The sequence below is a fragment of the Pseudomonas citronellolis genome, from assembly GCF_029335315.1.
Classification (GTDB): Bacteria; Pseudomonadota; Gammaproteobacteria; order Pseudomonadales; family Pseudomonadaceae; genus Pseudomonas; species Pseudomonas citronellolis_A.
The window spans coordinates 38947-57241 of sequence record NZ_JARJLT010000298.1; the positions used below are offsets into that span (position 1 = coordinate 38947).

The following is an 18295-nucleotide window of genomic DNA, read 5'->3' on the forward strand; positions in this document are numbered from 1 at the left end:
TATCGGTTGTAGTGATGCTGCTGTTGTGGCCGCTCGCGCAGGTTTGGGCCCAGCCTCTGGCGCTCGACGAGGCTTCCAGCGGGAGCTCGCTGAACGATGCCGTCGTGCTGCTGGAGGATCGCGGCCAGCACCTCGATCTCGATCAGGTGCGCGCCCATGACGATGACTTCCAACCCGCCAACGGTCGCACCAGCGTCGGCCAGAGCCCCAACCCCTGGTGGCTGCGCCTTGACCTGGAGCGGCGCGCCACGCCCGAGGGTGGCTGGTGGCTGGAGGTGGATGCGGTCAACCTGCAGCAGTTGAGCCTGTACCTGCCCGATGGCCACGGCGGCTATCGCGAGCTGCGCTCGGGCGAGGCCGAGCCCTTCGCCGAGGGCCGCGACCGCACCTACCGGCGCCCGGTATTCCGCCTTCCGGAAGGTACGGGGCCGCTGCGCCTCTACCTGCGCGCGCAGGACCCGGCCGGCAACTCCTTCCCGCTGCGCATCTGGTCGCTGGACGGCCTGCAGGATCACCGCGCGGAGACCAACCTGTTCCTCGGCGTGGTCTACGGCCTGATCGCTGCGCTGCTGCTGTACAACCTGTTCATCCTGGTCAGCCTGCGCGACCGCGCCTACCTCTGGTACGTGCTCACCACCGGCTTCGCCCTGCTGTTCAGCATGGGCATGACCGGCCACGCCTTCGAGTACCTCTGGCCCGGCGACGCCGTGCCCTGGTGGCTGAACCGCATCACCCTGCCCTCGCTGTGGGGCCTGTGCGTCACCCGCTTCACCCAGACCCTGCTGCAGACCCGGCGCAACGTGCCCTGGGCGCACCACATGCTGACTCTGAACTGCTCCATCTACGTCGCCTCGGTGCTGCTCAACGCCTTTGTCGGCCGCTACGAAGCCGGCCTGGTCCTGGCCGTCACCACCCTGGTCGGCGTCCCGGCGGCGCTCGGCGCGGCCGTCACCCGCTCGTTGCAGGGCTCGTTCCCGGCGCGCCTGTACCTGGTGGGCTTCGGCCTGGTGCTGTCCAGCGTCAGCATCTCGGTGATGCGCGCGCTCGGCGTGGTGCAACCGTCGCCGACCACCGCCTACCTGTTCCCGGTCTCGGTGGCCATGGAGTCCATCCTGTTCTCCTTCGCCCTGACCTCGCGCATCCAGGAACTCAAGCGCGAAAAAGCCCTGGCCCAGGAACAGGCGATTCGCGAGAAGAGCGCGCGCATGACCCTGCTGCAAAGCGCCCAGACCGATCTGGCCCAGGCGGTGGCGGCGCGCACTGCCGAGCTGACCGAATCCAACCAGCTGCTGCTGGAGCGCGAGGCCCAGCTACGCCACGCCGCGCATTACGACCCGCTCACCGGCCTGCCCAACCGGCGCTACCTGGTGGAGCACGCCGAGCAGGCGCTGCAGCACGCCCAGCAGCACGCCGAAAGCCTGGCGCTGATGCTCATCGACCTCGATCACTTCAAGCCGATCAACGACACCTACGGCCACGATGCCGGTGACTTCATGCTGCAGCACGTCGGCCATCGCCTGCGCCAGTGCGTGCGTTCCAGCGACTGCGTGTCGCGCCTGGGCGGCGACGAGTTCGCCGCGCTGATCGCCGGTCCCGACGCCGAGGGCCACGCCCGCGAGATCGCCGTGCGCCTGCTCAGCGAACTGTCGCGGCCGGTGCAGTTCGAGCAACTGGAGCTGCGCATCACCCCGAGTATCGGCGTGGCGATCTACCCGCGGCACGCGCTGCAGTTCGCCAAGCTGTACAAGGCGGCGGACCAGGCGCTGTACGAGGTGAAGGGCAGCGGCCGGGCCAGCTACGCGCTGGCCGGCGACGACGAGGGCGATTCCTGGCTGGAGACGCTGAAGGCGTCGGACCGCCTGGTCTAGGACTGGTAGCGGCGCGGGACGCGCGCGGTGACCTTGGTCAGCAGCTCGTAGCCGATGGTGCCGGCGTGGGTCGCCACTTCGTCGACCGGCAAGTGCGCGCCCCACAGCTCGACGGCGGCGCCGACGCCGACCTCCGGCAGGTCGGTGAGGTCCACCGCCAGCATGTCCATCGACACCCGCCCGGCCAGGGGCGCGCGGCGACCGTCGACCAGCACCGGCGTGCCGCTGGGCGCGTGGCGCGGGTAGCCGTCGGCATAGCCGCAACTGATCGTACCGATGCGCGACGGCCGCGCGGCCACCCAGGTGGCGCCGTAGCCCACGCTCTCCCCCGCAGCCACCTCGCGCACCGCCATGACCTGCGCGCGCAGGCTCATGACCGGGCGCAGGCCCATCTCGGTCGCGCCCAGGTCGGCGAAGGGCGAGGCGCCGTAGAGCATGATGCCCGGGCGAATCCAGTCCATGTGCGCGGCGGGAATGCCCAGCACGGCGGCGGAGTTGGCCAGCGAGCGCTGGTCGAAGTCCAGGTCGAGCAGGCCGAGGAAGCATTCCAGTTGGTCTTCGGTCAGCGTATGGCCGCGCTCGTCGGCGCAGGCGAAGTGGCTCATCAGGTTCAGCTCGGCGACCTGCGGCGCGCTGCGCTGCGCAGCGAAGGCGGCGCGCACGGCGGCGGCGGAGAAGCCCAGGCGATGCATTCCCGAATCCAGCTTGAGCCAGACGTTGAGCGGCGCCGGCAGCTGGCTGGCGAGCAGGTTGGCGAGTTGTTCCGGCCCCTGCACGGCAACATCCAGGCGCAGTTGGGCGGCGACCAGGAACTCGCTCGGCTCGAAGCAGCCCTCCAGCAGCAGGATTCGCGCGTGGGCGTGCAATGCGCGGACCTCGGCGGCCTCTTCCAGGCAAGCCACGGCGAAACCGTCGGCGTCATCGCGCAGCGCGGTGACCACCTCGCGCACGCCGTGCCCGTAGGCGTTGGCCTTGACCACGGCGAAGGCCTCGCGGCCCGGCGCGCAGCGCTTGGCCAGGGCGTAGTTGTGCTGGAGGGCGGAAAGGTCAATATGGGCGACGAGAGGGCGCATGGGATTCCGGCTTCAGGCTGCGGGCGAAGAGCGGGGAGCATAACCGCACCGCCGCCACCGTGGCAGGAAAAACGCGGCTGTATCTGTGGGTTGCTTGCGCAGGAAAGAGGGGAAGCCTGGAGGCATGCGCGAGCAAGCTCGCTCCTCCGCTGGGCGTGGCACCCGCTCATGAGTACGACTGACGTCCGGCCCTCCGCGAGGCCCCTATCATCGGAGTCGCTGGGCTCCCGCGTTCGCGGGAGTGACGGGTTTGGCCTGGGTGCGGACTATACCAGCGTCGTCCCCGCGAACGCGGGGATCCAGCGACGTGGACACCGCACCTCGCGGGAGCGGCTTATTCGTCTTCGAAGTTGTACATGCCCGGCGCGAGGTTGTCGAAGCGGCTGTACTTGCCGAGGAAGGCCACGCGCACCGTGCCGATGGGGCCGTTACGCTGCTTGCCGATGATGATTTCGGCGACGCCCTTGAACTCGGTCTCCGGGTGATACACCTCGTCGCGGTAGACGAACATGATCACGTCGGCGTCCTGCTCGATCGCCCCGGATTCGCGGAGGTCGGAGTTCACCGGGCGCTTGTTCGGACGCTGTTCCAGCGAGCGGTTGAGCTGCGACAGCGCCACCACCGGGCAGTTGAATTCCTTGGCCAGCGCCTTGAGCGAGCGGGAGATCTCGGAGATCTCGTTGGTCCGGTTGTCGCCGGAGGAACCGGGGATCTGCATCAACTGCAGGTAGTCCACCATGATCAGGCCGATTTCGCCGTGCTCGCGGGACAGGCGACGGGTACGCGCGCGCATCTCCGACGGCGAGATGCCGGCGGTGTCGTCGATGAACAGCTTGCGGTCGTTGAGCAGGTTCACCGCCGAGGTCAGGCGTGGCCAATCGTCGTCGTCCAGCTTGCCCGAACGGACCTTGGTCTGGTCGATGCGCCCCAGCGACGCGAGCATACGCATCACGATGGAGTCGGAGGGCATCTCCAGGGAGTACACCAGGATCGCCTTGTCGCTGCGCATCAGGGCGTTCTCCACCAGGTTCATGGCGAAGGTGGTCTTACCCATGGACGGACGGCCGGCGACGATGACCAGGTCGGCCGGCTGCAGGCCGCTGGTCTTTTCATCGAGGTCGGTGAAGCCGGTGGAGATACCGGTCAGCGCCTCGTCGGTGTTGAACAGGTGGTCGATGCGGTCGATGGTCTTCGCCAGGATGTCGCCGATGCCCACCGGGCCGCCGGTCTTCGGGCGCGCCTCGGCGATCTCGAAGATCTTCCGCTCGGCTTCGTCGAGCACCTCGTTGGCGCTGCGGCCCTCGGGGTTGAAGGCGCTGTCGGCGATGTCGCTGCTGATGCCGATCAGCTGGCGCAGGGTGGCGCGCTCGCGAATGATCTGCGCGTAGGCCTTGATGTTCGCCACCGACGGGGTGTTCTTCGCCAGCTCGGCCAGGTAGGCCAGGCCGCCGATCTGCGACAGTTGGCCTTCGCGCTCCAGCAGCTCGGACAGGGTCACCACGTCGATCGGCTGGTTGCCTTCGGCGAGCTTGTACACCGCGCGGAAGATCAGGCGATGGTCGTGGCGATAGAAATCGCCGTCGGACACCGCGTCCGACACCCGCTCCCAGGCGTTGTTGTCGAGCATCAGGCCACCCAGCACCGCCTGCTCGGCTTCGATCGAATGCGGCGGCACCTTGAGGGCTGCCGTTTGCAGGTCGTACTGCTCGGGGACGGTGATGTCGTTCATGGGCTCGCTGTGCAGAAATCAGGGGAAGCGGAAAAAACAAAGGGCACGGTACCGTCAGACGATACCGTGCCCGATGTTAGCCGACTGCCGCGCGCACGCAAGGTGCACGCGAAGTCGCAGCGACGGAGCGCTTAGCCGGCGACAACGACCACGTGCAGGGTCGCTTCGACGTCGGTGTGCAGTTGCACTTCGATGTCGTATTCGCCGACGGTGCGCAGGGCGCCGTTGGGCAGACGCACTTCCGACTTCTCCAGCGGGTAGCCGGCAGCGGAAACGGCGTCAGCGATGTCGCGGGTGCCGATCGAACCGAACAGTTTGCCTTCGTCGCCAGCGTGGGCGCCGATGGTAACGATCAGTTCGGCCAGCTGGGCAGCGCGGGCTTCAGCATCAGCACGCTTGTCGGCAGCAGCCTTTTCCAGCTCGGCGCGGCGCTCTTCGAAAGCAGCGACGTTGGCCGGGGTGGCGGCAGTTGCCTTGCCCTGCGGCAGCAGGTAGTTACGGGCGTAACCGCCCTTGACGTTCAGTTTGTCGCCCAGGTTGCCCAGTTTGGCGATCTTTTCCAGCAGGATGACTTCCATTTGAGTCTTACCTCTTAACTTTTAACCTTCACCGTTCGTGGAGCCCTGGCGACGAACCAGGCGACCACGAAAATCGAACAGACTATCGACGACAGCAACCAGACAGATCACATTTCCCAGCACCAGGGCCAGGCCGTACAACAGCACCAGCCAGAACCCCGGCAGGCGTTTCAGCGCAACCAGCCCGTGGCCGAGCGCGAGCCCGGCGAACAGCAGCGGTACGGCGCACAGCGGCGCTACCACGGCGAACTGCGGGCCGAACAACGGCACCACCAGCACACCCAGCAGCAGCGCGATGGCCACCGGCGCCGACAGGCGCAAGGCGCGGAACTCGCGGCTGAACCCTTGCGGGTTGTACAGCGCCGCTTGCCAGTAACGCGCCAGCATCAGGCACAACAGGCTGATCACCTGCATCGAGGCCGCCAGCAGACCGGTTACGGCCGGCAGCAGTCCCGCTTGCAGCTCGGCCTGCTGGTCCGCCGAAAGCTTCGCTTCCGACAGTACCTGTGGCAGCACCTTGCCAAACGCCTCCGCCAGGCCTTCAACCAGCCCCGCGGACACCGTGCTCAACAGCAACACGTAGAACACGCCCAACACCACGCTGGCCAGCATGACCCGATTCCAGGACATGCTGGTGCGCAACACCTGCGCCAGAGCCGCCGAACCCAGCATCACCAGGGTGACCGTAGGGTCGCCCAGGTACCACCAGGCCAGGGCCGGGAGCAGCGCCCAGGCCAGGATGCCAATGGCATCGCTGGTTCCCCGACGCAGCAGCACCAGGCTGCCGGCGGCGGCACCGAGCCAGAAGAACGGCTGCAGTACCGCGGCTGCGACGACCACCAGGGTCGCCTGCATGCGGCCTCGCATGACGAAATCAGCCAATGCGCGCATGCGATCTATCCATCAAAGCTTCGTCGACTGCCCGATCAACGGCCGTGGCTGTCGGTGTAGGGAAGCAGGGCCAGGTAGCGAGCGCGTTTGATGGCGGTCGCCAGCTGACGCTGGTACTTGGCCTTGGTGCCGGTGATGCGGCTCGGAACGATCTTGCCGGTTTCGGAAACGTAGGCCTTCAGGGTGTTGAGATCTTTGTAATCGATCTCCTTGACGCCTTCAGCGGTGAAACGGCAGAACTTACGACGACGGAAGAAACGTGCCATGTTATCGGCTCCTCAATACTGTTCCGGGATTACTCGTCGGCGCTGTCGCGGCTGTCATCGCCGTCAGCGGACTCGTTTTCGTTGGCGTCAGGACGCTCACGACGCTCACGGCGCTCGTTGCGGCTCTCTTCGGCCTTCAGCATTTCGGACTGGCCGGTAACGGCTTCGTCGCGACGGATCACCAGGTTACGGATGACGGCGTCGTTGTAGCGGAAGTTGTCTTCCAGCTCGGCCAGGGCCTTGGCGGTGCACTCGACGTTCAGCAGAACGTAGTGAGCCTTGTGCACGTTGTTGATGGCGTAAGCCAGCTGACGACGGCCCCAGTCTTCCAGGCGGTGAACCTTGCCACCGTCTTCTTCGATGACTTTGGTGTAACGCTCTACCATGCCACCGACTTGTTCGCTCTGGTCCGGGTGAACCAGGAACACGATTTCGTAATGACGCATAAATGCTCCTTACGGGTTGCAGCCTGCCGACTATGCGATCAGGCAAGGAGTGAATGTCTTTGTGACTTGCCGACGGGTGGACGCGCGAACGCCCGCCCTGGCGGCAAGGGGCGACATTCTAGGGAAAGGGATGGGCCGGCGCAAGGCGAATTGACGATTATTTGTACAGCTCGCCTGGCCGAGGAACCCTCGCAGGAGCGAGCTTGCTCGCGAACAGGACCAGCGCCACGCCGCCCCGGCTCGCGAGCAAGCTCGCGCCTGCACAGGAGGCGTCTAGACGCCGGCTTTCGCGTGGCGCTGGCGGACGACCTCGAACAGGCACACGCCGGTGGCCACTGACACGTTCAGACTGCTGACGCTGCCACCCATGGGTAGCTTGGCCAGGTAGTCGCAGTGCTCGCGGGTGAGGCGGCGCATGCCCTTGCCTTCGGCGCCCATGACCAGCACGGTGGGGCCGGTGAGGTCCAGCTCGTAGAGCATCTGGGTCGCCTCGCCGGCCGTGCCGACCACCCACAGGCCGCGCTGCTGGAGTTTCTCCAGGGTGCGCGCGAGGTTGGTCACGGCCACCAGCGGGATCACCTCGGCGGCGCCGCAGGCGACCTTGCGCACGGTGGCGTTGAGGGTCGCCGACTTGTCCTTCGGCACTATCACCGCCAGCGCGCCGGCGGCGTCGGCGGTGCGCAGGCAGGCGCCGAGGTTGTGCGGGTCGGTGACGCCATCCAGGGCCAGCAGCAATGCCGGCCCCGGCGTACGCTCGAGGAGTTCCTCGAGCATGTTCTCGCCCCACACCTGGCTAGGGCTGACCTCGGCGACAACGCCCTGGTGCACGCCCTCGGCCCACTCGTCGAGCTCCTTGCGCTCGCGGGTGCCCACCGGCACCCGCACCTGCCCAGCCAGCTCGACCAGGGCCTGGACCCGCGGATCATGCCGGCCTTCGGCCAGCCACAGCTGCTTGACCCGCTTCGGGTGATGACGCAGCAACGCTTCCACGGCGTGCACGCCGTAGACCTTCTCCCACTGACTCATGGCTTCGCCTTACGCTTGCCCGCCGACGCCGCGCCGCTCGCCTTGGGCTTGGCCGGCCCCTTGCGATGCTTGCTCGGCTTGGCGGCCTTGGCCTTCTGCTTCGACGGCTTGCGCGGCTTGTCAGCACCGGCGCCGACGCGGGCACGGGCGTCCTTAGCCGGCTTGCCCTGGGCGTTGGCCGGCGGCCGCTTGCCCCCCACCTTGGACTCATCGATCAGCGCCTTCTTCAGCGCGCGACTTCTGTTCACGTCGGTGTTGCCGAGCATCTCGTCGGCCTGGGCGAGCATTTCCGGCGCCACCGAAGGCAGCGCCTGGACCACCCCGACCTTGCGCTTGCGCGGCGGCGTCGAAGACAGCGGCGGCGGCGCCACTTCCAGCTCCAGCTCGCGCGGCTGGCCCTTGGCGCGGGCCGGCTTGGCGGTCTTGCCGGCCTTGGCCGGGGCGGCCGCCTTGGCGGGCTGGGTCTCGGCCTTGTCGCCACGCTTCTTGCGGCCGATGGGCGCGCTGAGGACGTTGTCGGCCAGCTCGAAGTCGATCTTGCGCTCGTCCAGGTCGACCCGCGCCACCACCACGGTGGTCGTGTCGCCGAGACGGAAACTGCGCCCGGTGCGCTCGCCGGACAGGCGGTGGTGCACGGCGTCGAAGTGGTAGTAGTCACCCGGCAGCGCGGTGACGTGGACCAGGCCCTCGACATAGATGTCGGTCAGCTCGACGAAGATGCCGAAGCCGGTGACCGCGGTGATCACGCCGTCGAAGGTCTCGCCGACGCGATCGCGCATGTACTCGCATTTCAGCCAGTTGGTGACGTCGCGGGTGGCCTCGTCGGCGCGCCGCTCGGTGACCGAGCACTGCTCGCCGAGCTGCTCCAGGCGCGGCTCGTCGTACGGATAGATGCGCGCCTTGGCCATGGCGGTGCCGCCGGCGCGCTGCACCAGGTCGGTCTCGCGCTTGGAGCGGATCACGCTGCGGATGGCGCGGTGCACCAGCAGGTCCGGGTAACGGCGGATCGGCGAGGTGAAGTGGGTATAGGCTTCGTAGTTCAGGCCGAAGTGGCCGTTGTTGTCCGGGCTGTACACCGCCTGGCTCAGCGAACGCAGCATCACCGTCTGGATCAGCCGGAAGTCCGGGCGACCCTGGATGGATTCGAGCAGTGCCTGGTAATCGCCAGGGGTCGGATCGCCCTTGCCGCGATACAGGGTCAGGCCCAGCTCGCCGAGGAACTGCCGCAGGTTGTTCAGCTTCTCCTGCGGCGGGCCGTCGTGGACGCGGTACAGCGCGGGGATTTCCAGCTTCTCGAGGAACTTGGCGGTGGCCACGTTGGCGGCCAGCATGCATTCCTCGATCAGCTTGTGCGCGTCGTTGCGCTGGGTCGGGCGGATTTCCGAGATCTTGCGGTCGGCGCCGAAGACGATGCGCGTTTCCTGGGTCTCGAAGTCGATCGCGCCACGCACGTGGCGGGCGGCGACCAGCACCTTATAGAGGTCATAGAGGGTGCGCAGGTGCGGCACCACCTCCGGCAGCTGCTCGGCCAGGCGCTGGGCCTCCGGGCTTTCCGGGGTTTCCAGGTACTGGCTGACCTTGGTGTAGGTGAGCCGCGCGTGGGAGTGGATGACCGCCTCGTAGAACTGGAAGCCGGTCATCTTGCCGGCCTTGGACAGGTTCATCTCGCAGACCATGGCCAGGCGATCGACCAGCGGGTTCAGCGAGCACAGGCCGTTGGACAGCACTTCCGGCAGCATGGGAATCACGCGCTCGGGGAAATACACCGAGTTGCCGCGCTTGGCCGCCTCCTCGTCGAGCGCCGAGCCCACCTTTACATAGTGGGAGACGTCGGCGATGGCGACGAACAGCTTCCAGCCGCCGCCCTTGCGCTTCTCGGCGTAGACGGCGTCGTCGAAGTCGCGGGCGTCCTCGCCGTCGATGGTGACGAAAGGCAGGGCGCGCAGGTCGACACGCTTCTCCTTGTCCTTCTCGGTCACCTCGGGCTTGAGCTTGGCCGCCTCGACCTCGACGCCCTGGGGCCAGACGTGGGGAATGTCGTAGCTGCGCAGGGCGACTTCGATCTCCATGCCCGGCGCCATATAGTCGCCGAGCACTTCCACCACTTCGCCCTGGGCCTGGCGATGCACGCTGGGCCACTGGTCGATGCGCACCTGGACGAACTGGTTGTGCTTGGCCGCGCCGTGCTTGCCCGGCGGGATCAGCACTTCCTGCTGGATCTTCGGGTTGTCGGCGACCACGGTGCCGATGCCGCTCTCTTCGAAGTAGCGGCCGACCAGGGTCTCGTGGGCGCGCTCGATCACTTCGACGATGGCGCCTTCGCGACGGCCGCGACGGTCGAAGCCGGAAACGCGCGCCAGGGCGCGGTCGCCGTCGAACGCCAGGCGCATCTGCGTCGGGCTGAGGAACAGGTCGTCGCTGCCGTCGTCGGGAATGAGGAAGCCGAAGCCGTCGCGGTGGCCGGCGACGCGGCCACGGATCAGGTCCAGCTTGTCCACCGGGGCGTAGGCGCCGCGACGGGTATAGATAAGCTGGCCGTCACGCTCCATGGCGCGCAGGCGACGGCGCAGGGCCTCTTCCGACTCCTCGTCGGCGAGCTTGAATTCTTCCAGCAGTTGCGCGCGGGTTGCCGGCGCGCCGCGTTCGGCGAGGTGCGCCAGGATCAGTTCGCGGCTGGGGATGGGGTTTTCGTATTTTTCCGCTTCGCGTGCGGCCTCGGGATCGAGGTTTTGCCAATCGGCCATCAGGGTGAAATCACCTTTTCGTCTATAGATGTGGGCGCCATTTGCTTATTGAAGCGCGAAATCCGCTCGCCGGTCAGCTTTGGCCCAAGAATAAATTTTTTATCGCATCAGGGGTTTACAACCGAAAGTGGGCTCCGTATAGTTCGCGCCCACAGCGTCACTGAGACGTTGTAACACGGAAACGATGAGCAATCATCGCATCCAGTGCCCAGGTGGCGGAATTGGTAGACGCACTAGGTTCAGGTCCTAGCGGTGGCAACACCGTGGAAGTTCGAGTCTTCTCCTGGGCACCACTTATTCAACGATAGAGCCTCTGGCTGTATCGCGGCGGTTCGGAACCCTGAAACCGAACATTGAAACGCCGAAGCGACCGAAAGGTTGCAATACCGCAAGACGATGAGCGATCATCGCACCCCATGCTGAAAAGCATGCCCAGGTGGCGGAATTGGTAGACGCACTAGGTTCAGGTCCTAGCGGTGGCAACACCGTGGAAGTTCGAGTCTTCTCCTGGGCACCATCTTCAAACGAAAAAGCCGAGCACTGCTCGGCTTTTTCGTTTTCGTCGTTTGGAAAAACCGGGCCGGGCATCGCGCCCGGCCCTCCCCGCCTTACGCCTTGAATTGCCCCAGGCTGGCGCGCAGCTGCGCAGCCAGGTCGTCGAGCACCCGCCCGCTGCTGGCGGTCGCCGCCACCGCCTCCGCGGCGCGTCCGGCCTCGGCATGGATCACCTCCACCCGCCCGCGCACCGCGACGGCGCCCGCCACCTGCTGCTCGGCGGCCCGCGCCGCCGAGTCGATGGCGCCATGCACCTCCTCCACCGCGCGCTGGACATCGCGCTGCAAGCGTTCGCTATCGTGCAACGCGGCCAGCCCCTGGACCGCATGCTCGCGGGCCTGGCCGATCGCCGTCACCGCTTCCCGCGCACCACGCTGCAGGGCGTCGATGTGGGTCTGGATGTCACCGGTGGATTGCTGGGTCTTGCTCGCCAGCGCGCGCACCTCGTCGGCCACCACGGCGAAACCGCGACCGCTCTCACCCGCCCGCGCCGCCTCGATGGCCGCGTTCAACGCCAGCAGATTGGTCTGCTCGGCGATGCCATGGATCACCGACAGCACCACCTCGATCTGCTCGCTCTGCCGCGCCAGTTTTTCGATCACCTCGGCGCCACCCTGCACCCGCGCTTCCAGCTCCTCGATCAGCCCACCCACGCGGCGGGCGATGGCGGCGTTGTCGTCCGCCGCGCGACGAATCGCAGCGACCCGCTCCAGCGCTTCCTGCATGGCCTGGCTCTCCAGCTGGGCCTCCGAAGCCATGCCGGAGAGCGCCTCCAGGCTACCGGCCACCTCATTGCGCTGGCGATCGGCGGCCGCCTCGGCGCTGGCGCTGCGGCTGGCCAGCGCAGCGATCTCGCTGCCGGTGCGCTGGGCCACCTGCCCCGCCTCGCGAACGATGGGCTGCAACTTGTCGACGAAACGGTTCACCGCCGTCGCCATCTCGCCGACCTCGTCGCGACTGTCCAGGCGCACGCGGCGGGTCAGGTCGCCATCTCCGGCCGCAAGTTCGTTCAACGCGTCGATCAGCAAGCGCAGGCGCACCACGACCCGGCGACCCAACACCACGGCCAGCACCAGCAGCACGCCGAAACCGACCAGGAGCAGGCCCAGCCCGATGCGCCAACGCAGGCTGCCGGCGGAAGCCTCCACCGCGCCCTGGGCGCCTCGGCTCATTTCGCTGGCGGCCTGGCGAGCGGCCTGCAGGCGCGCGCCCAGCGCCTTGTTGCTGTCCGCCGCGGCGCCGGCCAGGCTGTCCGCCACCAACTGGTCGCCACTGGCGATCAGCGCCGAGAAACGCTTGTCCAGCTCGGCCACCTGCTTTTCCACCCCGGCTGTGGAAATGCCCAGGCGCACCGTACCTATCACCACGCCATTGGGGCTGATGGGCACGCTGGCGAGAATCACCGAATCGTCATGCGCCGCCGCCTCGAGCACCTTGTCCAGGGCGCGCTCGCCCTGCCCCTTGGCCAGCAGGGCCTGGATGCGCGGGTCCTCGCGATTGAGGTAGCGGGTCAGGTGCTGCCCTTGCGGGTCGTCATAGACCACGAAGAGCACATTGGGGTTGGCCTGCGCGCGCCGGGCGTACTCGGAGAGCGTCGGCACGTCGTTGTCCCACATGGCCTTGGGCGCCACGGCGGCCAGCAGTTGCGCGAGCTGGTCGGCGGACTGCCGCAGGCTCTGCTCGAGGCTCTGGCGGGTCTCGCCGCGCTCCTCTTCCAGGCGAGCCGACAACGCGGCGCCCAAGCGTTCGCGGGTGCGCGCGGAAAGCTCGGCAAGGCCGGAGCTCAGCTCGCCGCCGGCCTGCTCCAGCTCGCCGGCAAGGCGTTGCGACTGGCCGCCGAGGCTCGCGCCCAGGTCGGTTACCAACTGGTCGACGGTGGCACGGGTCAGCCACAGGGCGATCAGCAACTGCACCAGCAGCGCCACGCCCAAAGCGATGAATACGGGACGCAGCAAACGACTGCGCAACAGCGAAAGGATGGCGGACACGGCGTGCCTCCCCGGATAACGGATTGCTGGCGCGGAATGCGCCGATCCGAATTACCAGCAAGGGGCGTGCCGTGAGCCGATGCCTCCCAGCAGGGGCGCAAGGCTACCGACAGGAGAGCACCGCGCGCACAAACGAAAAAGCCGTTTCCCCCAGCGGGAGAAACGGCTTTCCGTGACCTGCGCGGCTAATGCCGCGCGGGATCAGGCGAACGGGTGGCGCAGGACGATGGTCTCGACGCGATCCGGGCCGGTGGAGATGATGTCGATGGGCGCACCGACCAGCTCCTCGATGCGCTTGATGTAGGCGCGCGCGTTGGCCGGCAGGGCTTCCAGGGTCTGGGCGCCGACGGTGGATTCGCTCCAGCCCGGCAGGTCTTCGTACACCGGCTGCAGGCCGATGTAGCTGTCGGCGTCGGTCGGCGCGTCGGTCAGCAGCTCACCGGCGGCGTTCTTGTAGCCGGTGCAGATGCGCACGGTCTGCAGGCCGTCGAGGACGTCCAGCTTGGTCAGGCACAGGCCCGACAGGCTGTTGATCTCGATGGCGCGACGCAGGATCACGGCGTCGAACCAGCCGCAACGACGGGCGCGGCCGGTGGTGGCGCCGAACTCGTGACCAACCTTGGCCAGGTGCGCGCCGATGTCGTCGAACAGCTCGGTCGGGAACGGGCCAGAGCCGACACGGGTGGTGTAGGCCTTGGTGATACCCAGGATGTAGTCCAGGTACAGCGGGCCGAAGCCGGAACCGGTGGCGGTGCCGCCAGCGGTGGTGTTGGAGCTGGTGACGAACGGGTAGGTGCCGTGGTCGATGTCCAGCAGCGAACCCTGGGCGCCCTCGAACATGATGTTCTCTTCGGCGCGGCGCAGGTCGTGCAGGGTCGAGGTGACGTCGGCCAGCAGCGGCTTCAGTTGCTCGGCGTAGCCCATGCACTCTTCCAGGGTTTTCTGGAAGTCGACGGCCGGCTCCTTGTAATAGTTCTGCAGGACGAAGTTGTGGTAGTCCAGCAGCTCGCCCAGCTTGGCGGCGAAGCGCTCGCGATGGAACAGGTCGGCGACGCGCAGTCCGCGACGAGCGACCTTGTCTTCGTAGGCCGGACCGATGCCGCGACCGGTGGTGCCGATCTTGGCGTCGCCGCGGGCGCGCTCGCGCGCCTGGTCGAGGGCGACGTGGAACGACAGGATCAGCGGGCAGGACGGGCTGATGCGCAGGCGCTCGCGCACCGGTACGCCCTTCTCTTCCAGCTTGACGATCTCGCGCATCAGCGCGTCGGGCGCCAGCACCACACCGTTGCCGATCAGGCACTGCACGCCTTCGCGCAGGATGCCCGACGGAATCAGGTGCAGCACGGTTTTCTCGCCATCGATCACCAGGGTGTGGCCCGCGTTGTGGCCACCCTGGTAGCGCACCACGGCGGCGGCCTGGTCGGTGAGCAAGTCAACGATCTTGCCTTTGCCCTCATCACCCCACTGGGTGCCCAGGACTACGACATTCTTACCCATAACACTTGTCCCCATCTTGGATATTCGGTGCCGGCCTCGGCCGGCGGAATCTCGCGACGCCCGCCCCGCAGGGTCAGAAGGGCGCCACCTGCCATTTGCCTTCGCTCAGCCGCAGTTGCGCGTCGCAACCCGCCTCGCGCGCCGAAGCCGCATCCTGCCCGGGCAACGCCTGAACCACGCGTTTCCCGTCGCGGCGCAGCTGCTGCACCGCCTGCCAGAGGCCGGCGCCTTCGGCCGGCGCCCAGATGCCCGTGACCGGCGCGTCCAGGTCGACCCGCCCCAGGGTTACCAGGGTCTTGAGGTCGGTGGAGAAGCCGGTGGCCGGCCGCGCACGGCCGAAATCGGCGCCGATGTGGTCATAGCGACCACCCTGGGCGATGGACTCGCCAACGCCGGGCACGAAGGCGGCGAACACCACCCCCGTGTGATAGTGATAGCCGCGCAGCTCGCCGAGGTCGAAGTACAGCGGCAGCTGCGGGAAGCGCTGGGCGAGAGCGTCGGCGATGGCGACCAGGTCGGCCAGGGCCGCCTTCACCGCGTCCGGCGCGCCGGCCAGCACTTCGGCGGCCTGGGCCAGCACATCGCGGCTGCCGCACAGCTCGGCCAGGGCGCGGAGCATGCCGGCGAGTTCGCCCGGCAGGTTTTCGGTGAGCGCGGCGACTTCGTCGACGGCCTTGCGCTGCAGGGCGTCGAACAACGCCTGCTCGGCCTCGCCGGAAAGCCCGGCGGCGCGCGCCAGGCCACGGTAGATGCCGACATGACCGAGGTCCATGTGCACATCCGGGACCTCAGCCATGGCCAGCATGTCGAGCATCAGGCTGATGACTTCGACGTCGCTCGCCGGGCTGGCGTCGCCGTAAAGCTCGGCGCCCAGCTGGATCGGGCTGCGCGAGGTGGACAACGCCCGCGGCCGCGCATGCAGCACGCTGCCGGCGTAGCACAGGCGGTTCGGCCCTTCGCGGCGCAGGCTGTGGGCGTCCATGCGCGCCACTTGCGGGGTGATGTCCGCGCGGAAGCCCATGAGCCGGCCCGAGGCCGGATCGGTAACCTTGAAGGTGCGCAGGTCCAGGTCCTGGCCGGCACCGGTCAGCAGGGACTCCAGATATTCGATGTGCGGGGTGACGACGAACTCGTAACCCCAGCGCTGGAACAGATCCAACACCTGACGGCGGGCTGCTTCGACGCGCGCCGCCTCAGGTGGCAGCACTTCTTCGATCCCATCTGGCAGCAGCCAGCGGTCTACCGTTGCCATGTCGCCTCTCCCCTTTCAGCCGGGCGGCAATTCATCTAGTGAATCCAGTAAAGAAGGCCGGTGCCGAGCAGCATGCTGCCCAGACCGATGAGCCGCAGACGGCGGTCGTCGAGTCGACCGAGCCCACTGACGGCCTCACGCCAGCCACGCGGATACAGGAAAGGGAGGATGCCCTCCAGCACCAGCAACAGACAGAACGCTTTGCCGAATTCCTGCCACATGGCCCTTGTACATAGATCTCGCGGACGCAAAAAAGCCGGGATTTCCCGGCTGACCCATGATAACACGTTTTCTCCGGCGGGCGCTGCCGCCCGCCGGAGAACCCACTCAGGGCTTGGACTTCTCCAGGTAACGGAAGAACTCGTTGTCCGGGCTCAGCACCAGGACGTCCTTCTTGTCGGCGAAGCTGTCGCGATAGGCCTTGAGGCTGCGGGTGAAGGCGTAGAACTCCGGGTCCTGGCCGTAGGCCTTGGAGTAGATGGCGGCCGCCTTGGCGTCGCCATCACCGCGGGTTTCCTCCGACTGCCGATAGGCCTCGGCCAGCAGCACGCGGCGCTGGCGATCGGCGTCGGCGCGGATGCCTTCGGCCAGCTCGCGGCCCTTGGCACGGTGCTCGCGGGCCTCGCGCTCGCGCTCGGTGCTCATCCGCTCGAACACGCTGCGGTTGACTTCCTTCGGCAGGTCGATGGCCTTGACGCGCACGTCGATGACCTCGATGCCCAGCTCCTTCTGCGCCATGCGGTTGAGCGAGGCGGTGATGTCACCCATCAGCGCGTCGCGCTCACCGGAAACCACCTCGTGCAGGGTGCGCTTGCCGAACTGGTCGCGCAGGCCGGCTTCCAGGCGCCGCGACAGGCGCTCGTCGGCGATCTGCTTGAGGCCCGAGGTCGCGGTGTAGAAGCGCTCGGCGTCGGCGACGCGCCACTTGGCGTAGGCGTCGACCATCACCGCTTTCTTCTCCAGGGTGAGGAAGCGCTGGGTCGGCGAGTCCAGGGTCAGCAGGCGGCCGTCGAACTTGCGCACCTGGTTGACGTACGGAATCTTGAAGTGCAGGCCGGGCTGCACGTCCGGCTCGACCACGCGGCCGAAGCGCAGCAGCACCGCGCGCTCGGTCTGCTGCACCACGTAGATGCTGCTCCACAGCGCCACGGCGACCACCACGCCAGCGATCAGGGCGATCAGGGATCGGTTACTCATCAGCGGCTCTCCCTGGTGCGCATGTCACGTTGCTGCAGGTCGCTGGCGACCCGCGAGCCGAGGTCGGACGGGGTGCTCGTGGTGCTCGGCGCACTGCCGCTCGGGGTCGCCGAGCCACGGCCATCCATCATCTTGTCCAGCGGCAGGTAGATCAGGTTGTTCTGCCCCTGCTGGCCGGTGACCAGCACCTTGCTGCTCTGCGACAGGACGTCCTGCATGCTGTCCAGGTACAGGCGCTCGCGGGTCACTTCCGGCGCCTTGTGGTACTCGGTGGCGAGCTTGGTGAAGCGATCCGCCTCACCCTGGGCGCGGGACACCACTTCGTCGCGGTAGCCGTTGGCTTCCTCGATGATGCGCTGCGCCTGGCCACGGGCTTCCGGCACCACGCCATTGGCGTAGGCTTCGGCCTGGTTCTTCTCGCGCTGCTCGTCTTCACGGGCGCGGATCACGTCGTCGAAGGCTTCCTGCACTTCGCGCGGGGCGGCGGCGCTCTGGATGTTCACCTGGGTGACGGTGATGCCGGTCTTGTAGGTGTCCAGGAAGCGCTGCAGGCGATCGCGCACGTCGGTGGCCATCTGCTCGCGGCCCTCGGTGAGGATCTGGTCCATGGTGGTGGAACCGGCCACGTGGCGCAGGGCGCTTTCGGTGGCGTGCTGCAGGCTGACCTCGGGCTGGTCGACGTTGAGCACGAAGTCCTTCAGGTTGCTGATCTTGTACTGCACGGTGAGCGGTACTTCGACGATGTTCTCGTCCTCGGTGAGCATCTGCCCCTGCTTGCTGTAGGCACGCTCGCGGGTGACGTTCTCCTGGAACTTGCGGTCGATCGGCGGGAAGTAGATGTTCAGGCCGGGCCCCACGGTCTCGTGGTATTTGCCCATGCGCAGGATCACCGCCTGCTCCTGCTCGTCCACCACGTAGATGGCGTTGTACAGCCACAGCACGGCAAGCACGGCCAGGCCGATGCCGAACAGGCCCAGGCCACCGCCCTTGCCGCCGACCGGGCTGCCGCCACGGGATTTCTTGCCGCCGAAGATGCGGTTGAGGCTGTCCTGCAGTTTGCGGAAGGCCTCGTCCAGATCCGGAGGGCCCTGGCGGCCGCCACCACGGCGTCCACCCCAGGGGTCCTGATCATTCTTGTTCGAGTTGTCACCCGGCTCGTTCCAAGCCATAGCGCTCTCCATCTGA

At 67.2% G+C, this 18295-nt stretch carries 15 protein-coding genes and 2 tRNA genes; 3 read left to right on the plus strand and 14 right to left on the minus strand.

Annotated elements, in window-relative coordinates:
* The first annotated feature begins 14 nt into the window (after positions 1–14).
* The gene (locus P3W75_RS22460) at positions 15–1868 is read left to right on the plus strand and encodes a diguanylate cyclase (RefSeq protein WP_276229540.1); all 1854 of its coding nucleotides are present in this window, start codon (positions 15–17) and stop codon (positions 1866–1868) included.
* On the opposite strand, the gene alr is transcribed toward P3W75_RS22460, so the two are convergent.
* The 8 genes from alr to rnr all read right to left on the minus strand — a co-directional run bounded on the left by alr (position 1865) and on the right by rnr (position 10621).
* Positions 1865–2941 carry an alanine racemase gene (gene alr / locus P3W75_RS22465; protein WP_276229522.1) on the minus strand — a complete coding sequence of 359 codons (1077 nt, stop codon included), beginning with the start codon at positions 2939–2941 and terminating at the stop codon, positions 1865–1867. The genes P3W75_RS22460 and alr overlap by 4 nt on opposite strands.
* A gap of 334 nt (positions 2942–3275) precedes the next feature.
* The gene (dnaB, locus tag P3W75_RS22470) at positions 3276–4670 is read right to left on the minus strand and encodes a replicative DNA helicase (protein ID WP_276229523.1); all 1395 of its coding nucleotides are present in this window, start codon (positions 4668–4670) and stop codon (positions 3276–3278) included.
* 131 nt (positions 4671–4801) lie between these two features.
* Positions 4802–5248 carry a 50S ribosomal protein L9 gene (rplI, locus tag P3W75_RS22475; RefSeq protein WP_276229524.1) on the minus strand — a complete coding sequence of 149 codons (447 nt, stop codon included), beginning with the start codon at positions 5246–5248 and terminating at the stop codon, positions 4802–4804.
* 21 nt (positions 5249–5269) lie between these two features.
* On the minus strand, positions 5270–6139 hold the full coding sequence (locus P3W75_RS22480) for a hypothetical protein (RefSeq protein WP_276229525.1): 870 nt from the start codon (positions 6137–6139) through the stop codon (positions 5270–5272).
* A 35-nt stretch (positions 6140–6174) separates the two neighbouring features.
* Entirely contained in the window at positions 6175–6405 is a 231-nt protein-coding gene (gene rpsR / locus P3W75_RS22485) for a 30S ribosomal protein S18 (RefSeq protein ID WP_003095634.1), read from the minus strand.
* 29 nt (positions 6406–6434) lie between these two features.
* Positions 6435–6851 carry a 30S ribosomal protein S6 gene (rpsF, locus tag P3W75_RS22490; protein ID WP_276229526.1) on the minus strand — a complete coding sequence of 139 codons (417 nt, stop codon included), beginning with the start codon at positions 6849–6851 and terminating at the stop codon, positions 6435–6437.
* Positions 6852–7124: 273 nt separating this feature from the next.
* Positions 7125–7877, minus strand: coding sequence for a 23S rRNA (guanosine(2251)-2'-O)-methyltransferase RlmB (gene rlmB, locus P3W75_RS22495; RefSeq protein ID WP_276229527.1), 753 nt, complete (start codon positions 7875–7877; stop codon positions 7125–7127).
* Positions 7874–10621: a ribonuclease R gene (rnr, locus tag P3W75_RS22500; protein WP_276229528.1), complete on the minus strand. Its 2748-nt coding sequence runs from the start codon at positions 10619–10621 to the stop codon at positions 7874–7876. The genes rlmB and rnr overlap by 4 nt, the downstream gene beginning before the upstream one ends.
* A 206-nt stretch (positions 10622–10827) precedes the next feature.
* On the opposite strand from rnr, the gene P3W75_RS22505 reads away from it, so the two are divergent.
* Together P3W75_RS22505 and P3W75_RS22510 are read left to right on the plus strand one after the other, a co-directional pair.
* A tRNA-Leu gene (locus P3W75_RS22505) sits at positions 10828–10914 on the plus strand.
* Positions 10915–11051: 137 nt separating this feature from the next.
* Positions 11052–11138: transfer RNA gene (locus P3W75_RS22510), tRNA-Leu, on the plus strand.
* A gap of 91 nt (positions 11139–11229) precedes the next feature.
* On the opposite strand, the gene P3W75_RS22515 is transcribed toward P3W75_RS22510, so the two are convergent.
* From P3W75_RS22515 to hflK, 6 genes are all read right to left on the minus strand, one after another.
* A complete protein-coding gene (locus P3W75_RS22515; RefSeq protein ID WP_276229529.1) occupies positions 11230–13164 on the minus strand; it encodes a methyl-accepting chemotaxis protein in 1935 nt (644 codons plus the stop codon).
* Between the two features lie 201 nt (positions 13165–13365).
* Entirely contained in the window at positions 13366–14661 is a 1296-nt protein-coding gene (locus P3W75_RS22520) for an adenylosuccinate synthase (RefSeq protein ID WP_276229530.1), read from the minus strand.
* Between the two features lie 73 nt (positions 14662–14734).
* A complete protein-coding gene (locus tag P3W75_RS22525) occupies positions 14735–15913 on the minus strand; it encodes an ATP phosphoribosyltransferase regulatory subunit (RefSeq protein WP_276229531.1) in 1179 nt (392 codons plus the stop codon).
* Between the two features lie 35 nt (positions 15914–15948).
* Positions 15949–16134 carry a DUF2065 domain-containing protein gene (locus P3W75_RS22530; RefSeq protein ID WP_009613466.1) on the minus strand — a complete coding sequence of 62 codons (186 nt, stop codon included), beginning with the start codon at positions 16132–16134 and terminating at the stop codon, positions 15949–15951.
* A gap of 106 nt (positions 16135–16240) precedes the next feature.
* Positions 16241–17110: a protease modulator HflC gene (gene hflC, locus P3W75_RS22535; protein ID WP_276229532.1), complete on the minus strand. Its 870-nt coding sequence runs from the start codon at positions 17108–17110 to the stop codon at positions 16241–16243.
* Positions 17110–18279, minus strand: coding sequence for an FtsH protease activity modulator HflK (gene hflK / locus P3W75_RS22540; RefSeq protein WP_276229533.1), 1170 nt, complete (start codon positions 18277–18279; stop codon positions 17110–17112). Before hflK ends, hflC begins: the two co-directional genes overlap by 1 nt.
* Positions 18280–18295: the final 16 nt, after the last annotated feature.

Excerpts from the sequence above, each read along its gene's own strand:
- P3W75_RS22460 (WP_276229540.1), top strand. The coding sequence starts at position 15 with ATGCTGCTGTTGTGGCCGCTCGCGCAGGTTTGGGCCCAGCCTCTGGCG.
- alr (WP_276229522.1), bottom strand. The coding sequence starts at position 2,941 with ATGCGCCCTCTCGTCGCCCATATTGACCTTTCCGCCCTCCAGCACAAC.
- dnaB (WP_276229523.1), bottom strand. The coding sequence starts at position 4,670 with ATGAACGACATCACCGTCCCCGAGCAGTACGACCTGCAAACGGCAGCC.
- rplI (WP_276229524.1), bottom strand. The coding sequence starts at position 5,248 with ATGGAAGTCATCCTGCTGGAAAAGATCGCCAAACTGGGCAACCTGGGC.
- P3W75_RS22480 (WP_276229525.1), bottom strand. The coding sequence starts at position 6,139 with ATGCGCGCATTGGCTGATTTCGTCATGCGAGGCCGCATGCAGGCGACC.
- rpsR (WP_003095634.1), bottom strand. The coding sequence starts at position 6,405 with ATGGCACGTTTCTTCCGTCGTCGTAAGTTCTGCCGTTTCACCGCTGAA.
- rpsF (WP_276229526.1), bottom strand. The coding sequence starts at position 6,851 with ATGCGTCATTACGAAATCGTGTTCCTGGTTCACCCGGACCAGAGCGAA.
- rlmB (WP_276229527.1), bottom strand. The coding sequence starts at position 7,877 with ATGAGTCAGTGGGAGAAGGTCTACGGCGTGCACGCCGTGGAAGCGTTG.
- rnr (WP_276229528.1), bottom strand. The coding sequence starts at position 10,621 with ATGGCCGATTGGCAAAACCTCGATCCCGAGGCCGCACGCGAAGCGGAA.
- P3W75_RS22520 (WP_276229530.1), bottom strand. The coding sequence starts at position 14,661 with ATGGGTAAGAATGTCGTAGTCCTGGGCACCCAGTGGGGTGATGAGGGC.
- P3W75_RS22525 (WP_276229531.1), bottom strand. The coding sequence starts at position 15,913 with ATGGCAACGGTAGACCGCTGGCTGCTGCCAGATGGGATCGAAGAAGTG.
- P3W75_RS22530 (WP_009613466.1), bottom strand. The coding sequence starts at position 16,134 with ATGTGGCAGGAATTCGGCAAAGCGTTCTGTCTGTTGCTGGTGCTGGAG.
- hflC (WP_276229532.1), bottom strand. The coding sequence starts at position 17,110 with ATGAGTAACCGATCCCTGATCGCCCTGATCGCTGGCGTGGTGGTCGCC.
- hflK (WP_276229533.1), bottom strand. The coding sequence starts at position 18,279 with ATGGCTTGGAACGAGCCGGGTGACAACTCGAACAAGAATGATCAGGAC.